This window comes from Halorientalis sp. (genome assembly GCF_028275115.1).
Taxonomy (GTDB): Archaea; Halobacteriota; Halobacteria; order Halobacteriales; family Haloarculaceae; genus Halorientalis.
In genome coordinates this window covers 1-15196 of record NZ_JAQCNH010000029.1, presented here as the reverse complement: position 1 = coordinate 15196, position 15196 = coordinate 1, and the positions used below count along the sequence as shown (strand labels likewise).

Sequence of the window (15196 nt, the reverse complement as noted above, 5' to 3'; positions counted from 1 at the left end):
GGAACGGGTGGCCGTGTCGCAGTCTCGCAACGCTTATGTCTGTACTTGCCACACTTTCCCCTAACATGAGTACGGGGAACGCAGCGCGGTTGGCGCGCATCGGGACAGGGGAACGCCACCTCATCGTCCCAATGGACCACGGCATCACACTGGGGGCCGTCAGCGGCCTCAAAGACATCGAATCGACGATCGACGCGATCACACGGGGCGGTGCCGACGCAGTTCTCACTCAGAAGGGCATCGCAGAACGTGTGCACGAAAACAAGAACCGCGCGGGCTACATCTGCCATCTCAACGGCTCGACGGCCATCGGTCCGGACGAAAACGACAAGCGCGCGACCGGGACCGTCGAGGACGCCATCCGGGCGGGTGCTGACGCCGTCTCCTTCCACATCAACGTCGGCTCACAGTACGAACGCGAACAGATCGAGGCACTCGCAGCGGTCACGAGCGAGGCCGACCGCTACGGGATGCCCGTCCTCGCCATGACTTACGCGCGCGGTCCGGAGATCGACCCCGAATCCGACGACTACAATCAGGCTGTCGGCCACGCCGTCCGCCTGGGCGAGGAACTCGGCGCGGACCTGGTGAAGACCGGCTACACCGGCGACGCCGAGAGCTTCCAGCACGTCGTGGAGTCGACGAGCCTGCCGGTCGTCATCGCGGGCGGGTCGAAAGGCACCGACAGGGAGACGCTGGAGATGGTGCGGGGCGCGATGGACGCCGGTGCGGCCGGCGTCTCGATGGGCCGGTCGATCTTCCAGCACGACGACCCCGAAGCGATCACGCAGGGCGTCGCCAGCGTCATCCACGACGACCAGAGTGCCGAGGAGGCCGCACGAGAGGCCGGGCTGGCAGTGGAAGCCTGAAACCGTACTCTCTTTCCGTGGGAGTTGTTCGAGCGACGCCGCTGGCGCCGTCACGGCAGGCGCTCACGCATTCTCCCTCAACTTTTCACGCAGGGGGCCGTCGCGGGCGACTCCGGTAACGGAACCAGTTAGGATTAAAAAAGGTACCGTTTGTCCGTCTCCGCGGCGACCTCGACCATCTCCAACTGTGCGTCCATGTACTGCAGGGTATTTTTCATGTCGGCGGTCACGTTCAGCGTCCCGCCCATCACGGCGTCGAGGAGGCCCAGTTCGCCCGACAGTAGGCGTTTCCAGTCCGCGTACTCGCCGGTGAGGCGGACGCGGTGTTCGCGCTCGTCTAAGGATTGCATCGTCGCGGTCTCCAGACAGTCGCCGTCGACCATGTTGAGCCAGGCGAAGACGTGGCCCTCGTCGGTGACGTGTTCGTCGAGTTCGTCGACAAGGTCGTCCAGCACCTCCGGCATGATGTTGCGGAGACCCGGCCAGACCTTCTCCGGGGACTCCTCGATGGGCGTCTCCAGCAACTCCGCCGCCGCCCGCTCTTGGAGGGTGCCGGTCCGGGCCTCGATGTTGTTCTGTATCCCCTCCGGTGCGGTCTGCAGGACGGCCTCGAGTGTGCTGTCAGGCAGGGACTCGATGGCGTCGCCGAGGTTGCGCCAGAGCTCCTCAGGCAGGTCGTTGACTGCGTTCTCGAAGGTGGGGAGATTCCGAATCTCGAACACGAAATCGCCGTTCCAGTCGGTACCCCAGCCGTTCATTTCCCGGTCGAGTTCCTCGCTGGCACACAGCCGTTCGGCGTAGGTCTCCAGCCACGCCGTCGTCGGGAAGTACTCGTCCAGTTCGTAGTAGTTCAGTTCGTCCGCTGCCGTCCTCTTTTTTCCTCTACTCATGTGTGGACCACCCCGTGGTCGCCGTGATCTGCTGGACCCGCCCCAATCCAGCGATACGCGGGCCCACCCAGCATCACGGTAGATATCCAACTGCGCTGGATAATAAAACTGTGTTCGATACGGTCCCGCTCTTTCGACGCGATACACTCCGAGACCGACGGCCGGCTGAGCGACCGGTCGCAGTCCCGTCGAAATCCGCCCGAACTGACACTGATTTACCGGAGGACCTTCTATCCGCGTGTATGCTCAGAGACGAGTTCGAGGCAGTCGGGGACCGCGACCCCGAGGACCTGCTGGCCGCCTACGAGGCGGTCCTGACGGACGTGATCGAGCGACAGGGCATCGAGACCGTCGCGGCCGAGACCGGAATCGACGCGACGACGCTCTCGGGGCTGGTCGAGGGCGATTCGCCCGACCTGACGCTGGAGGACGGGGCGGCCATCCTCGCGACCGACCCGGACCGGCCCGACGATCGGGACTTTCTCGTCGCGGACGCCCGCGACATCCTCCTAATGGGGATGAGCAGTGCCGTCCTCGACGTGGAGGCGATCCAGTCGGGAATCGGCAGCCAACTCGAAGCCAAGGAGATACAGCAGAAAGTCGAGGGCCGACACCCGATGACGCTGGCAGAGTACGCCCTGCTGCATAGGTTCATCGAGAGCAGGCGGTGACGATGCGCGTCGCGATTCTGGGCTGTGGCTACGTCGGACTGGAATTGGGTCGACAGCTATCGGCCGACCACGACGTCGTCGGGGTTCGCCGCTCGGATTCGGGTGTCGCCGCAATCGAGTCGGCGGGGCTCGAGGCCGTTCAGGCGGACGTGACCGACCCCGTCGACTTAGAACAGGTACCGGACGTCGACGCGGTCGTGTTCGCCGCCAGTTCCGGCGGGCGCGGGGCCGAGGCGGCTCGCGAGATTTACGTCGACGGTCTCCGGACGACCGTCGAGCAGTTCGCCGCTCGCGAGAACACACCGGACCGGCTGGTCTACACCTCCAGTACGGGCGTCTACGGCGACCACGACGGCGACTGGGTGGATGAGGAGACGCCACTCGACCCGACGACAGAGAAGACCGAGGTGCTGGCCGAAGCCGAGCGGATCGCCACTGAACTGGCCGGCGCGAACGGTATCGACGGAACCGTTGCCCGCTTCGCCGGTCTGTACGGCCCCGACCGCTACCGACTGGAGCGATATCTGGAGGGACCGGTCACGGCCGGATATCTGAACATGGTCCACCGGGACGACGCCGCGGGAGTGGTACGGTTCCTGCTCGAGACCGACCGTGGCCGCGACGACGTGGTGCTGGTCGTCGACGACGAACCGGCCCCGAAATGGGAGTTCGCGGACTGGCTGGCCGCCGAGTGCGGCGTCACGGAGCCAGCCAAACGGACGAAAGCCGAGCGGCTGGCCGACGAGGCGCTGTCTCCCGCCGCGCGCCGCCGAGTCGAGACGAGTAAGCGGTGCTCGAACGACCGGCTCCAGGAGTGGGGGTACGACCTCTCGTTCCCGACCTATCGGGAGGGATACCGGGCCGCAATCGAGGCGTACCGCGGCGACTAGGTGTAACGCCGCCGTACAGCACCGGAGTGTTCGTACCAGGGGTTGACTTCTACTGTTGTACTGATGGGGAAACTTCATGTTCGTTGGGCCCGACACAACGCGAGTATGCCACTTGCAGCCGCGGGTGGCGTCTGGCCCGATGCGGCCGTCGACACCACCGCGGCGTTCGCCATAGACGGCCCACCGTCGGTGGTGGTGGCCGTCGCCGTGCTCGTCGCTCTCGGCGCCGTCGCCTGGGTCGTCGCCCGCCTCCGCCGACCCGAGGGGGCGAAAATCAAGCGGCTTCTGGCCGCCCGGGACGACGTGTCGGTGCTGATGCACCCCAATCCCGACCCGGACGCCATGGCCAGCGCGATGGCCATTCGAACGCTCGCCGAATCCGTCGACACCGACGCGTCGATGCAGTACACCGGCCAGATCCGGCATCAGGAAAACCGCGCCTTCGAGACCGTCCTCGACCTGGACTTCGAGCGCATCGAGGACGCCAGTGAACTCACGTCGAAGGAGGTCGTCCTCGTCGACCACAACACGCCGAGAGGGTTCTCCGGCGCGGACAGCGTCGACCCCTTCGCCGTCGTCGACCACCACCCCGGAGACGGCACCGGCGTTGAGTTCACGGACGTTCGCACCGACATCGGTGCCTGTGCAACCATCTTCGCCGAGTATTTCGAGAGACTCGGCTGGGACCCCAGTGACCCCGATGACGAGGCCGAGGCCAAACAGTTGCCAACGGATCTGGCGACGGGCCTCATATACGGCATCCAGTCGGACACCAAGCACCTCACCAAGGGCTGTTCTGCCGCCGAGTTCGGGGCCGCTTCCTACCTCTACGAGGGCGTCGACGAGGACATGCTCGACCGCATCGCTAACCCCGAGGTCGACGCCGAGGTGCTGGAGGTCAAGGCCCGTGCCATCACTAACCGCGAGGTTCGCAACGCTTTCGGCTTCGCCAACGTCGGCGAGGTGAACAACGCCGACGCCATCCCGCAGGCCGCAGACGAACTTCTCCGGCTAGAAGGCGTCACGGCGGTCGTCGTCGCCGGCAAGAAAGACGGTACCGTCCACCTCTCGGGACGGTCGCGGGACGACCGCGTCCACATGGGCAAAACCCTTCGCGCTACCGTCGACGACATTCCGATGGCCGAGGCCGGCGGTCACGCCCGCATGGGTGGCGGCCAGGTCTCGCTGGACCACATGGAGGGAATCGGCCCCTCGACGGGTATGACGATGCCCGAACTGACGGACCGGTTGTTCGACGCGATGAGCGGCGATATCTAACCACTTTTTACTTCGTCGGGTGCCGCGCTCCGCGCGGCACCTCTCCTCGTGAAAACGTGGCGAAAAACTGCCGGACGCGAGCCGCTGGCTCGCGTCCGGTACGACACGGAGTGTCGACCGCACCACCCGCGGCCGCTCCGGGGGGCATGGGTGCCCGAGCGGCGAAACACCTACCACCATTTTGTACACAGCGTATACACATAAGTACGATCCGGGTCAGCGAGGAGGTCAAAGAGCGATTGCGGGACCTCAAGCGGGACGACGAGAGCTTCAACGACCTGCTGGAACGGCTCAGCCGAACGGAGAAAGACGTGGAACGGATCGCCGAATCGCTCCCGCCCGTCGACGACGAGGACATCGAGCGGATGGACGAAGCGCGCGACCGACTGAACGAGTCGCTGGAGGAGCGACGATAGATGATCGCCCTCGACAGGGACGTACTGGTCAAACTGCGGAACTCGAATCAGGCGGTCATCGACCACCTCCAGCAGTACAGCACCGAGGAGTGGACGCTACCCGCGCACGTCGCCTGGGAGTCGTTCCAGTATCACACCAGCCGTGCCGAGCGGCGACAGGAGCAACGCCGTCTCAGGTCGACGTTCGACCGGATTCTCTCGTTTACCGACGACACGGCCATCGAAGCGTCCTATCTCGACGACAAACTCCAGTCTCAGGATGTCGTCCTCGACGCTGTCGACCTGTTCACCCTCGCAACCGTCTACACCGAGGGCGGGACCTTCGTCACGCACAACAAACGCGACGTCGACGAGGGGCCGGTCCACTCGCTGGCCGATGTCGATGTCGTCCACACCGCGGAGTGACGATATCGACTCCGAACACGGAGCGGGAGAAAGCACTTACCGCGACCGCCACCACTCGAACCCGAATGCGCCGCCGTCACTTTCTCGGGGTGCTGGGCGTCGGATTCGGCCTCGGGACTGCCGGCTGTAGCTCGGAGGCAGGAACTCCGTCGGCCGAGACGGCGAGCGGCGAACCGACCGGACAGTCGTCGACGATTGACACAGCCACTCGAACGGCACCGCCGGACTACGACTGCGGTGAAGCCAGTCGGCCGACGCTGGATTCAGCGGACCGCCGGACCGACGATGCCGTCGAGCCCCAGGCATACCCGGGTGGCCCTCCACGGATCGGCGATGAACCCAACGTCGTCGAGCACGCGACGCAGTACGAACGAGCGTTCGTCCAGAAGTCATCGCGGCGGGATCTGGACGGCCGAACCGCACAGTTCGGATTTGGAGTTCACGACATCTGGGCGCACACGGCACTCGATAGTGCCGCCGCCGTCCGACTCGAGTACAACTACTTCGCCACCCTCTAATCTGAGGGCGAGGGCAGCGGAGGCAATCTCGATTCACCAATCTGCTACGTTTCCTTAGATGTGGACGATGGTGTCGTGCTTCGAGCGGAGGCCTGTGGCATCCGTGATCCCGGGGACGCGCTCGTTCCGGACTCCCTGGAGACCGGCGTCCCCGTCGAGTGTTTCGAGTGAGCGCACTGGGTGGAACCGGTACCCGCGACCGTCCCGTCTTTAGGCCCCGCGCTCCAATCTACGCCCATGGCTACCCGCGAGGCAACCTGGAACTACCGCGACCGCCACCACGAGCGGTTCGCCCGCACGTACTTCCGATCCTTCGGGAACTGCGTCGTCTCCTCGGTCGGCGTCGGCACCTACCTCGGCGACCCCACCGACGAAGCCGACGAGGACTACCACGAGGCACTCGTCGAGGCGCTGGAATCTGGCATCAACGTCGTCGACACGGCGATCAACTACCGATGTCAGCGCTCGGAACGCGTGGTGGGGGACGCCATCACCGAGTCCGACGTGAACCGCGAGGCCGTCCTGGTCGCGACCAAGGGTGGGTTCGTCCCCTTCGACGGCGAGCGACCGACAGACCCCGGCCAGTTCGTCCGCGAGGAGTACGTCGACACGGGTCTCGTCGACCCCGACGACCTCGTTCGGGGGCAACACTGCATCGCGCCAGACTACATCGACGACCAACTGGAGCGGTCGCTGGACAACCTGGGACTCGACACGGTCGATCTGTACTACGTCCACAACCCGGAGACGCAACTCGAAACGAACTCCCAGGACGCGGTCTACGACCAGCTCGAGGACACCTTCGTTCGGCTCGAAGAGCGGGCGGCCGACGGGGACCTGCGTCACTACGGCGTGGCCTCCTGGGAGTCGTTCCGGGTCGGCGAGGGTGCGGACAGCTACCTCTCGCTACCGGCGGTCGTCTCACGGGCGCGGGCGGCGTCGGACCGGGCGGGGACGGATTCGACCCACCTCCGGGCGGTCCAGTTGCCGTTCAACGTGTTCATGGCCGACGCGTTCACCGTCGCCGCTCACGATGGGGCGGAGGGGTCACAGTCGGCGCTGTGGTTCGCCAACGACGCCGGGTTGGACGTGTTCACGAGCGCCTCCATTATGCAGGGACGGCTAGCGACGGAGATGCCCGAACAGGTGGAAGCGAAACTGGACGGTGAGACACGGGCCCAGCGGGCGATCAACTTCGCGCGGAGCGCACCTGGGGTGACGAGCTCGCTGGTCGGGATGGGCTCGCCGACCCACGTCGCGGAGAACGTCGGGGCGGGGACCTTCGAGCCCCTTGGAGCGAGCGCCTTCGACGCCGTCTTCGACTGACTACCCGACTTTTTTCCACTCGCGGTCACAGCCCGGACAGAACCTGATGGTGTTGAGTTCGTCGGGGTCGTTTTTTGTCCCGAGCTGCTCTCTGCACTCCGCACAGGTGAGTCGCTCGTACGTGTCCTTCTCGATGTCGCCCGAGCGCAGTCCTTTGCGGACGGATTCCATAATTCTCAGTACATGCGGCCTCAACAAAAACCCCGTGCCGACGTGTCAGACGAGCGTTCGACGGTGAGGCTCCGGCGAACGGCAGGGAAACCGGCACACGGCCGAGAACAGCGGGCTTTTTCAGGACCAGTTCTAACCAGGACGCGATGGAATACGTCCAGGAGCGGGTGGCGACGCTGCACGCGTTCGCCGACCGCGTTCCGGAGGCGCCCACGGAGAGCGCCGCCGTCGTCGTCCCTCTGACGGAGCGGGAACACGCCAGCCTCGCCGCCGAGCGGGTGCTGACGACGCTTGATAGGGTCGACCCCGCTCGCGTAATCGTCGCGCTGCGGGCCAGCGAGGAGCGGGTCGACACCGTCGCCCGCTGGCTCGATTCTTTCGAACTCGGCCCCGAGGTGCTGTGGTGCAACGCCCCGGAGGTGCGAGACGCTCTCGGTGAGTACGGGTTGAACGGCCCCGCCGGCAAGGGACGGGACGTGTGGCTGGCGCTGGGGCTCGCCGCTCGGGAGGAGTACGTCGCGGTCCACGATGCCGACGCGACGACGTACTCGCGGGCCCACGTTCCGCGCCTGCTCTTTCCACTCACCCGTGGCTACGACTTCTCGAAGGGCTACTACGCCCGTGTCGAGAACGACCGGCTGTACGGCCGCCTGTTTCGGCTTTTTTATACGCCGTTGGTTCGAGCGCTCGCCGCGGACGACGACGCGCCGGTCGTCGACTACTTAGGGAGTTTCCGGTACGCGCTGGCCGGCGAGTTCGCGGCGACGAGCGACCTCGCCCGACGCCTGCGCGCACAGCGAGGCTGGGGGCTCGAAGTCGGGACGCTCGGTGACGCGTTCGAGGCCGCGGGCTTTGCGGGCACGGCACAGGTCGACCTCGGACGACACGAGCACGACCACCGCGCCGTCGGCGGTCCGCAGGGACTGGGCGACATGTGCCGTGAGGTCGCCGCCGCGCTGTTCCACGCGGTCGAGGACGCCGGTCTCGACCCCGACTACGGGCGACTCCGCGAACACTACCGGGAACTCGCGGACGGCCTCGTCGCACAGTACGGGACCGACGCGGCGTTCAACGGGTTCGAGTTCGACGCCGCCGGCGAGCGCGAGCAGGTCGACACGTACGCAGAGGCCGTCGCCCCGCCGGACGCCGACACGCGACTTCCCGCCTGGGCGGAGACGGACCTCGACCCCGAGACGATCGAACGGGCCGCTCGGCAGGGACTGGACCGCGCGACCGACCGGTGAACGCGGCGCTCACTCATCTCCGCCGTCTCGCTCCGACCAGTTCATAACCACGCCCATGACTGCGGGGCGTCCCTCGTACCTGATCCGGCCGCCGTGGAGTTCCAAGTCGAGAGTCGAGCCGTCTCGGTGTTTCCCGGTGATCCGGTAGTGGCACTCCTCGCGGTCACCACACAACTGTTCCTGTAGTCGTCGACCGACGCGGTCGCGGTCGGACGCGGAAACCAATTTCAGCGGCGACATCCCGACGACGGCCTCGCGGTCGTAGCCGTGGATGGCGGCGAGTTTCTCGTTGACGAATTGGAACGCCCCATTCTGGATGAGATAGATTCCGACGAGTTCCTGCTCGACGAGACGTTGATACTGCTCTCTGGTCCTACGCAGTTCCCGCTCTGCGCGATGGCGCGCGACGGCTGTTTCGATCTTGTTCGCCAGCACGTCGTAGTGGTCGACGCCCGATTGTTTCTGGAGATAATCGGTGACACCTGCGGAGATGGCGTCGCTGGCGATTTCCTCGCTGCCTTTCCCGGTGTAGAGAATGAACGGGAGGTCGTCGTACCGTGCGCGAACACGGTCGAGGAAGGCCAGCCCGTCCATGCCGGGCATGTCGTAGTCGCTGAGCACGCAGTCGACCGGTGACTCACCGAGCACGTCCAGTCCGGCCGTGGCCGTGGTCTCGTGCACCACCGTGAGCCGGTCCGAGGACTGCTCTAAACACTCCCGAGTCAGATCGAGGAGACTGACCTCGTCGTCGACGTGGAGCACCTGTATCCGGTCGTCGGTCAGCGCGGGCACAGTTCATTACAGTTTGGGGATATTATGTAATAAACGTAGGCCCTGACAGGCCCGGTTGTCGACAGTCCCGCCAGAGTAAAGAGGGTGCCACTCGCCGGTCGGAGTATGGACCTAACGGGCGACGAGTTGGCGGGGGTCGTCGACCTGTTCGACGCGCTGACGCCCGGTGAACTCGGGCAGGCACTGGCCGAACTTGCGTACCGGCAGGGCGACGACGTGGAGCCCGCAGTGTTCGACGACGACGTCGCCGTGGCCCGCGAGACGTACCATCTGGTCGCGTTCGAGCCGACGGCGGCCGACGGACCGTGGCTGGTCCCTGGTCCCGTGGCGTTCCCGGAGCTCCCTGAGGATGCGACGGACCTGCCGCACATCCTCGATGTCCCCGACCGGACGGTCGACCGGGACCGGCTCGGTGCCGCCGCGGAGGAACGGTTTCGAGCGGACACAGCACGTGCCGTCGCCGACGGGAACGACGACCGGATGCGGGAACTGCTCGACGCGAGCTACGAACTCGAAGTGTGGGGTCCGGTCGACCTCGCGTCGGCCCGGGAGCGACTTGACGACGCGCTAACGTGACCCACGGACAGCGGTGTCCCCGGGCAAATTAAGAGCGCGGGGCCCCACGTAGAGGATATGGACCTGGAGCGGGTTGGGAACTTCCCGGCGACCGAAATAAACAACGGGGAGCGTGAGGCTGCCGTCCTCGCGCCCATCGTCGCCTGTGATGGAGGTGCGCACGTGCTGTTCACGAAGCGGGCGGACCATCTTGGGGAGCACCCGGGCCAGATGAGTTTCCCCGGTGGTGGTCGCGAACCCAGCGACAGGAATCTAAAGGCGACTGCGCTCCGGGAAGCAAACGAGGAAATCGGCCTCGACCCCGAGCAGGCAGATATCGTCGGCCGCCTCGACGAGATCAGCACCGTGACCCGGTACGCTGTCCGGCCGTTTGTCGGGACGATTCCAGACCAGGAGTACGTTCCAGACGAGCGTGAGGTCGCCGAGATTGCGGTGTTATCGGTCGCGGACCTCACAGACCTGGACAAGTACGAGTCCGAGCGTCGGGACCATCCACACTACGGCGATATCCGTCTACACTTCTTTCACGTCGACGGCTACACGGTCTGGGGCGCGACCGCGCGCATTCTCGTGCAGTTGCTGGAACTCGCGACCGACTGGGAGATGCCGGCGGAAGCGGATCGGGAGGTGGACCCGGATGCGGACCTCCCAATGTAGCGGCCAGGGGACGGGAATCGGGGTACGGGTTCGGCGGACGCGGACCTACGACCGTTCCCTGTTGTTATCAGATTTGATTCCTCTCGGGCCAGGAATTTATTCTGCCGCTCGATAGAAAACTGCATGTCGTGTGAAGTCATCGCCGAGCAACGTCTCTACACGCTCGAGTGGGACGACGGACTCGATGCAATCGTGTACACCTGGGACGAGTTCGCCGCCGGCGAGACGTTCCGTGACGGCGCGAACGACCTCCTGGAGGTGAGCCGAGAGCGTGACACGTCGAAGCTGATCGTCGACACCAGTGGTATCCGGGCACGCGGCGACGACCAGGTGTGGCCGGAAAACGAGTGGGTGCCGAAGATAATCGACGCGGGCATCGAACACAGCGCCACGGTCCACGCCGACAGTACCGTCGCGAAGACGGACATAGAGAGCTTCATCGACGATGTTGACGGCCTGCACACGGCCATGATGACCGACAGTATTCGCGAGGCCCGGGAGTGGACTGCCGAGCAGTAACGGTGGCTCGGCAGTGACACACCTCGGCGCCCGCCGAGAGAACCGACAGCGTTTAGCTGTTTTGCAGGCGCTAAGCCCCCTTCCTCAAGGAGCGACCGGAGGAAGCGAGTAGGGCGGGGATACAGCGTCCCCAGAAATCTCCGATTTCTGGTGTGCGAACGAATCGCGGAGCGATTCGTCCACGCCGTCATGGTTTTACTTCCACTACACGGCATGCCCTTAGTATCCCTGCGGTCGAAGATGGTAGTATAATGCTCACCACGTCTCTGGTGGTGTTCAAGCGAGACAAGAAGCGCGCACCGTCGGTTGTGGTTGAGTGTCCAACCGGTAGGAGTGGGACACTCCGAATCGCCTGTGAAGGGAAGCCGCCTGTGGAGTCTGGAATCCCTGTGCCCACGTCGGGTATAAATTCTGACACAGAAACAGGAAGCCCCGACCTCAACAAGCGAGGGCCGGGTAGGCCCGAGCGCGGTAGGTCGGGGTAGTTCACCCGCCGTTGACGCTGTATGACACACGAACCCGTGCGAGTTAGCCGCGAGCCCCACCGATGCTCACGACAACGGCGCTACCGAATACCGGGACCAACGTGGCGACATTGAAGCTCACTGAGACGACCGTCTCGCGAGCGACGCTGCCGTCCGTCGACACAGCCGCCGGCCACGAGAGTCGCAGATTCCTCTCCGAGGACGCTACGACGGACGCGACGACTGGCCACATTAAAGCCGCCCTCACACAGGCCCGCCGGGACTATGCGCCGGTCGGTAACGGAGAGACAGTCGAGTATCGGATTGCGCAGCGCCGAGAAGTCAGAACCGACACGGTAGCCGCGTGCTGGGCACGCGGCCCCGGCGCGTTCGGCCGATGAGTGTCGGCCGGGCCCGTGCCGTCGGTACCGTCGGTGTCGTCGGTCTCCTCCTGACGCTGGTGGCCGGCGTCCTCGAAACGTCGCCGGACCTGGCCGCGACGGTCGCGTGGGCGGCCGAACTGTTCGTCTTCGCCTCCTTTCGGATTGCGGCTGTTGCCGTGTTCTGTCTGGGGTTTGCGGTCATCGTCTACTCGGCGTACCACCAGCGCCAGGGGCGCGTCGACGAGGCGGCCGCCCGACGAATCACCCTTGGCGTCGCCGGCGTCCTCGTGTTGTCGCTTTTTCTCCCTCTCGTCGTGTTAGACGACCTCCTCGCGTTGGCCGGCGACGCCCTGGGGCGGACCGGTGTCGACATCGACGGCATCGAGGTCTTCCACGTGGCTCTCGCCGTGTTCGGCAGTTTGACACTCGTCGGGCTGGTCGACGCCGTCCGTCGACGCCGAAGCTAAGTGCAGTCGCGCCTCAGACGTAGCAGTGACCGACTCGGTAGCCGTCGTCGGCGGCGGTGCGGTGGGCGTGACCGCCGCCCGTGCACTCGCTGCCCGCGACGTCGACGTGACACTGTTCGAGCGCGGCGAGATTGCGGCCGGGAGCACGGGCCGAGCGGCAGGTCTCTGCTACGACGCCTTCGCTGGCCAGACCGACGCGGCTGTCGCCGCACGGGCGATGGACCGTCTCCGCGAACTGGCGGCCGAAACTCGCTTTTCTTTCGTCGAATGTCCATACGTCTGGCTCGCCCGCGAGGGCGACGAGACGCGAGCGGCGGCCATCCGCGAGCAGGTGCCCCGGATGCGCGAACGGGGCCGTGACGTCGAACTGCTCGACCCGGCGACGCTGGCTGCCGAGTATCCCGCTCTGAAGACCGACGACGTAGCTGTCGCCGCCGTTGCACGCGACGCCGGCTGTGCCGACCCCGCGGAATACGCCGCCGTCGTGGCCGAGCGAGCCCGCAAAGCGGGCGCGTCGGTGCAGACAGAGACGGAGGTCGGCGTGACGGCCGACCCCGCGGTCGAGACGCCCGACGCCACGGTAGCGTTCGACGCAGTACTGGTCGCGGCCGGCGCACACACCCGCAAGTTGCTGGCCGGAGCCGGCGTCACGGTGCCGGTCAAGGCCTACCGGGTCCAGGCGCTGGTTACGGAGCAGACACCGGCGAGTGAGTGTGTCCCGACGCTGTACGACGCGACCGAGCAGTTCTACTGGCGTCCGGTCGAGCAGGACGAGACCGGGTTCGGCACACGAACACCGGGCAGCAGCCAGCGGCCGGGTGCAGGCGGACTGCTCGTCGGCGACGGCGTCGAAAAACGGGACTTCGACCCCGACGACTGGGAGCGAGCAGCCGACGCGACGTTCCGTACCAGTGCGGTCGAACGGGTGGACGCGGCGCTCGCTCCGGGGGTCGCCCGGCCGGTCGAGGTCGAGCGGTCGTGGGCTGGGCTCTGTACCGCGACGCCGGACCGAGACCCGCTTGTGGGTGAGGTCGAACCCGGACTGTTCGTCGCGACGGGGTGGCACGGCCACGGGTTCATGCGTGCGCCGGCGCTCGGGAGAACGATCGCCGAGCAGATTCTGGGCGAACGCGGTATCGACAAGTTCGAGCCAACGCGGTTCGACGGTGACGAACAGTTCCCAGTCGTCGAGGGGATGACCGTCGAGTAGCTACGCGTCGTTCGTGTCCGGTGTGTCGGTCTCCGCGTCGCCGACTCCGTCGTCGGTGTCTTCTTCCGTAGACTCCTCAACGCCTTCGACCGCAGTCGATTCGTCCGTGACCTCCATCTCGTGGGTGGCTTCGCCTTTGGGGATGCGAACTTCGAGCGTGCCGTTGTGTCTGAGTGTGGCGTCGGCACCGCTCGGGTCGACGGCGGCGTCGGCGGGGAGGGTGACGCGCCCGTCGAGTGCGAGGCCGCGACCGGGGACTAGCATCTCGAAGCCGTCGTAGAAATCCCGGAACCGGTCGACCCGGACCTCGACGGCGTTGTCGTCGAACCGGACCTGGATGTCGCTGCTGGCGGTGCCGGGCGCGTCGAACACTGCCAGAAAGGCGTCTTCGGATTCGAGCAGGTCGGCAGGAAGCGGGCGGCCTTCCTGGACGCGGCTGGCCGCCCGGCCGACGGTCTCCATGACCGTGTTGCCGAGCGACCGACCGAGTTCCCGGATCATAGCTCGATCTCCTCCAGTCCGTCCGTCTCGCCACAGTACGGGCACGCGAACTCCGCGACTCCAACGCCGTCGGGCATGTCGTACGTATAGTGGAGCGCGAACATATCGAGTTCGCAGTCCCCGCTCGTGCACCTGACTTCGAGCGTTTTGGGCATATTTCTCGATATGGTGGCCTCGCGTATCAATGCCCCGGCTTTTTGCCTCCGACGCACCCACCTATGAGCATGTATCACGGCGTCGACTTCAGCGGCGCAGCCCAGGCCGGCCACAACATCTGGATCGCCGAGGCCACGCCGACCGACGACGAACTACACGTCGAATCCTGCGAGTCGGCCGCCGACCGCTTCGGTGTCGCCGAGCGCGCTCCTTGTCTCGGCCAGTTAACTGCCTTTCTCCGCGAGGCCGAGACGGTCGGCCTCGACTTTCCCTTCGGCGTTCCCGCGACCGTCCATGACTGCGAGACCTGGGAGTCGAGCGTCGAGTGGGTCGCCACCGCCGCGACGGACGCCGACGAGTTTCAAGCGACCTGTCGCTCGCGAGCCCGCGAGGTGACCGACGGCGAGCGAGCGGACCTGCGCCGAGAGACCGACGGCCCTGTCGGCGCGCTCTGCCCGTACGGAAGCCACGTCTGGAAGCAGACGTTTTTCGGGATTCGAGACGTTCTCGCCCCCCTCGCTGACACCGACGACGTAACCATTCGTCCGATGCAGGGGAGCGGCGATGTGTCCCTGTGTGAGGTCTACCCCGCGGCGACGATAGCCCAGTGTGACCTGCCCGCCGCCGAGTACAAGAACGGCGGCGAGACCGCCCGTGACCGTCGCCGGACCATCGTCGACGGACTGGAAACCGAGACGCCCCTGGCCTTCTCGCAGGGCGTCCGCGCCGAGTTGATCGACGACGCAGGCGGGGACGCACTGGACGCCGTGGTCGCGGCGCTGGCGACGTATCG

21 protein-coding genes are annotated in these 15196 nt (G+C 65.8%); 16 read left to right on the top strand and 5 right to left on the bottom strand.

Annotated features, from left to right (window positions below):
* The first annotated feature begins 65 nt into the window (after nucleotides 1-65).
* Nucleotides 66-869, top strand: a complete 804-nt coding sequence (locus Q0964_RS04680; RefSeq protein WP_299264047.1) for a 2-amino-3,7-dideoxy-D-threo-hept-6-ulosonate synthase — start codon at nucleotides 66-68, stop codon at nucleotides 867-869.
* A 134-nt stretch (nucleotides 870-1003) separates the two neighbouring features.
* Here Q0964_RS04680 and Q0964_RS04675 read toward each other — a convergent pair whose 3' ends face one another.
* The gene (locus Q0964_RS04675) at nucleotides 1004-1759 is read right to left on the bottom strand and encodes a hypothetical protein (protein ID WP_299264042.1); all 756 of its coding nucleotides are present in this window, start codon (nucleotides 1757-1759) and stop codon (nucleotides 1004-1006) included.
* Nucleotides 1760-2001: 242 nt separating this feature from the next.
* Here Q0964_RS04675 and Q0964_RS04670 point away from each other — a divergent pair, with 242 nt between their 5' ends.
* From Q0964_RS04670 to Q0964_RS04640, 7 genes are all read left to right on the top strand, one after another.
* A complete protein-coding gene (locus Q0964_RS04670; protein WP_299264040.1) occupies nucleotides 2002-2430 on the top strand; it encodes a DUF5791 family protein in 429 nt (142 codons plus the stop codon).
* Nucleotides 2431-2432: 2 nt separating this feature from the next.
* Nucleotides 2433-3320, top strand: a complete 888-nt coding sequence (locus Q0964_RS04665) for an SDR family oxidoreductase (RefSeq protein WP_299264512.1) — start codon at nucleotides 2433-2435, stop codon at nucleotides 3318-3320.
* A gap of 105 nt (nucleotides 3321-3425) precedes the next feature.
* Nucleotides 3426-4598 carry a DHH family phosphoesterase gene (locus Q0964_RS04660; protein WP_299264038.1) on the top strand — a complete coding sequence of 391 codons (1173 nt, stop codon included), beginning with the start codon at nucleotides 3426-3428 and terminating at the stop codon, nucleotides 4596-4598.
* Between the two features lie 200 nt (nucleotides 4599-4798).
* Nucleotides 4799-5014: a DUF7557 family protein gene (locus Q0964_RS04655; RefSeq protein ID WP_414652132.1), complete on the top strand. Its 216-nt coding sequence runs from the start codon at nucleotides 4799-4801 to the stop codon at nucleotides 5012-5014.
* Nucleotides 5015-5419 carry a type II toxin-antitoxin system VapC family toxin gene (locus Q0964_RS04650; RefSeq protein ID WP_299264032.1) on the top strand — a complete coding sequence of 135 codons (405 nt, stop codon included), beginning with the start codon at nucleotides 5015-5017 and terminating at the stop codon, nucleotides 5417-5419. It begins immediately after the preceding gene.
* Between the two features lie 65 nt (nucleotides 5420-5484).
* Complete coding sequence (locus Q0964_RS04645) at nucleotides 5485-5937, top strand: hypothetical protein (protein WP_299264030.1); 453 nt, start codon at nucleotides 5485-5487, stop codon at nucleotides 5935-5937.
* A gap of 237 nt (nucleotides 5938-6174) precedes the next feature.
* Nucleotides 6175-7263, top strand: a complete 1089-nt coding sequence (locus Q0964_RS04640) for an aldo/keto reductase (RefSeq protein WP_299264027.1) — start codon at nucleotides 6175-6177, stop codon at nucleotides 7261-7263.
* Here the strand turns inward: Q0964_RS04640 and Q0964_RS04635 are convergent, their stop codons facing one another.
* The gene (locus Q0964_RS04635) at nucleotides 7264-7434 is read right to left on the bottom strand and encodes an HVO_0758 family zinc finger protein (RefSeq protein WP_299264024.1); all 171 of its coding nucleotides are present in this window, start codon (nucleotides 7432-7434) and stop codon (nucleotides 7264-7266) included.
* Between the two features lie 146 nt (nucleotides 7435-7580).
* Here Q0964_RS04635 and Q0964_RS04630 point away from each other — a divergent pair, with 146 nt between their 5' ends.
* On the top strand, nucleotides 7581-8678 hold the full coding sequence (locus Q0964_RS04630; protein ID WP_299264021.1) for a glycosyltransferase family protein: 1098 nt from the start codon (nucleotides 7581-7583) through the stop codon (nucleotides 8676-8678).
* 9 nt (nucleotides 8679-8687) lie between these two features.
* Here Q0964_RS04630 and Q0964_RS04625 read toward each other — a convergent pair whose 3' ends face one another.
* The gene (locus Q0964_RS04625; protein ID WP_299264018.1) at nucleotides 8688-9470 is read right to left on the bottom strand and encodes a response regulator; all 783 of its coding nucleotides are present in this window, start codon (nucleotides 9468-9470) and stop codon (nucleotides 8688-8690) included.
* Nucleotides 9471-9575: 105 nt separating this feature from the next.
* Here Q0964_RS04625 and Q0964_RS04620 point away from each other — a divergent pair, with 105 nt between their 5' ends.
* From Q0964_RS04620 to Q0964_RS04595, 6 genes are all read left to right on the top strand, one after another.
* Nucleotides 9576-10046 carry a DUF7109 family protein gene (locus Q0964_RS04620; RefSeq protein ID WP_299264015.1) on the top strand — a complete coding sequence of 157 codons (471 nt, stop codon included), beginning with the start codon at nucleotides 9576-9578 and terminating at the stop codon, nucleotides 10044-10046.
* A 57-nt stretch (nucleotides 10047-10103) separates the two neighbouring features.
* On the top strand, nucleotides 10104-10703 hold the full coding sequence (locus Q0964_RS04615) for an NUDIX hydrolase (protein ID WP_299264012.1): 600 nt from the start codon (nucleotides 10104-10106) through the stop codon (nucleotides 10701-10703).
* Nucleotides 10704-10826: 123 nt separating this feature from the next.
* A complete protein-coding gene (locus tag Q0964_RS04610) occupies nucleotides 10827-11222 on the top strand; it encodes a hypothetical protein (protein WP_299264010.1) in 396 nt (131 codons plus the stop codon).
* Nucleotides 11223-11769: 547 nt separating this feature from the next.
* Nucleotides 11770-12087 carry a DUF7388 family protein gene (locus tag Q0964_RS04605; RefSeq protein WP_299264007.1) on the top strand — a complete coding sequence of 106 codons (318 nt, stop codon included), beginning with the start codon at nucleotides 11770-11772 and terminating at the stop codon, nucleotides 12085-12087.
* The gene (locus tag Q0964_RS04600; protein ID WP_299264004.1) at nucleotides 12084-12536 is read left to right on the top strand and encodes a hypothetical protein; all 453 of its coding nucleotides are present in this window, start codon (nucleotides 12084-12086) and stop codon (nucleotides 12534-12536) included. The genes Q0964_RS04605 and Q0964_RS04600 overlap by 4 nt, the downstream gene beginning before the upstream one ends.
* A 25-nt stretch (nucleotides 12537-12561) precedes the next feature.
* A complete protein-coding gene (locus Q0964_RS04595; RefSeq protein ID WP_299264001.1) occupies nucleotides 12562-13746 on the top strand; it encodes an NAD(P)/FAD-dependent oxidoreductase in 1185 nt (394 codons plus the stop codon).
* On the opposite strand, the gene Q0964_RS04590 is transcribed toward Q0964_RS04595, so the two are convergent.
* A complete protein-coding gene (locus Q0964_RS04590) occupies nucleotides 13747-14247 on the bottom strand; it encodes an Hsp20/alpha crystallin family protein (RefSeq protein WP_299263999.1) in 501 nt (166 codons plus the stop codon). It abuts the gene before it with no gap.
* Complete coding sequence (locus Q0964_RS04585; protein ID WP_299263997.1) at nucleotides 14244-14402, bottom strand: DUF7559 family protein; 159 nt, start codon at nucleotides 14400-14402, stop codon at nucleotides 14244-14246. Before Q0964_RS04585 ends, Q0964_RS04590 begins: the two co-directional genes overlap by 4 nt.
* 69 nt (nucleotides 14403-14471) lie before the next feature.
* Between Q0964_RS04585 and Q0964_RS04580 the strand changes: the two genes are divergently transcribed.
* The coding region (locus Q0964_RS04580; RefSeq protein ID WP_299263995.1) for a DUF429 domain-containing protein at nucleotides 14472-15196 on the top strand (725 nt) is incomplete at its 3' end.

Bases quoted from the DNA above. Each gene is read 5' to 3' on its own strand.
- Q0964_RS04680 (WP_299264047.1), top strand. From the start codon at position 66: ATGAGTACGGGGAACGCAGCGCGGTTGGCGCGCATCGGGACAGGGGAA.
- Q0964_RS04675 (WP_299264042.1), bottom strand. From the start codon at position 1,759: ATGAGTAGAGGAAAAAAGAGGACGGCAGCGGACGAACTGAACTACTAC.
- Q0964_RS04670 (WP_299264040.1), top strand. From the start codon at position 2,002: ATGCTCAGAGACGAGTTCGAGGCAGTCGGGGACCGCGACCCCGAGGAC.
- Q0964_RS04665 (WP_299264512.1), top strand. From the start codon at position 2,433: ATGCGCGTCGCGATTCTGGGCTGTGGCTACGTCGGACTGGAATTGGGT.
- Q0964_RS04660 (WP_299264038.1), top strand. From the start codon at position 3,426: ATGCCACTTGCAGCCGCGGGTGGCGTCTGGCCCGATGCGGCCGTCGAC.
- Q0964_RS04650 (WP_299264032.1), top strand. From the start codon at position 5,015: ATGATCGCCCTCGACAGGGACGTACTGGTCAAACTGCGGAACTCGAAT.
- Q0964_RS04645 (WP_299264030.1), top strand. From the start codon at position 5,485: ATGCGCCGCCGTCACTTTCTCGGGGTGCTGGGCGTCGGATTCGGCCTC.
- Q0964_RS04640 (WP_299264027.1), top strand. From the start codon at position 6,175: ATGGCTACCCGCGAGGCAACCTGGAACTACCGCGACCGCCACCACGAG.
- Q0964_RS04635 (WP_299264024.1), bottom strand. From the start codon at position 7,434: ATGGAATCCGTCCGCAAAGGACTGCGCTCGGGCGACATCGAGAAGGAC.
- Q0964_RS04630 (WP_299264021.1), top strand. From the start codon at position 7,581: ATGGAATACGTCCAGGAGCGGGTGGCGACGCTGCACGCGTTCGCCGAC.
- Q0964_RS04620 (WP_299264015.1), top strand. From the start codon at position 9,576: ATGGACCTAACGGGCGACGAGTTGGCGGGGGTCGTCGACCTGTTCGAC.
- Q0964_RS04615 (WP_299264012.1), top strand. From the start codon at position 10,104: ATGGACCTGGAGCGGGTTGGGAACTTCCCGGCGACCGAAATAAACAAC.
- Q0964_RS04610 (WP_299264010.1), top strand. From the start codon at position 10,827: ATGTCGTGTGAAGTCATCGCCGAGCAACGTCTCTACACGCTCGAGTGG.
- Q0964_RS04605 (WP_299264007.1), top strand. From the start codon at position 11,770: ATGCTCACGACAACGGCGCTACCGAATACCGGGACCAACGTGGCGACA.
- Q0964_RS04600 (WP_299264004.1), top strand. From the start codon at position 12,084: ATGAGTGTCGGCCGGGCCCGTGCCGTCGGTACCGTCGGTGTCGTCGGT.
- Q0964_RS04590 (WP_299263999.1), bottom strand. From the start codon at position 14,247: ATGATCCGGGAACTCGGTCGGTCGCTCGGCAACACGGTCATGGAGACC.
- Q0964_RS04585 (WP_299263997.1), bottom strand. From the start codon at position 14,402: ATGCCCAAAACGCTCGAAGTCAGGTGCACGAGCGGGGACTGCGAACTC.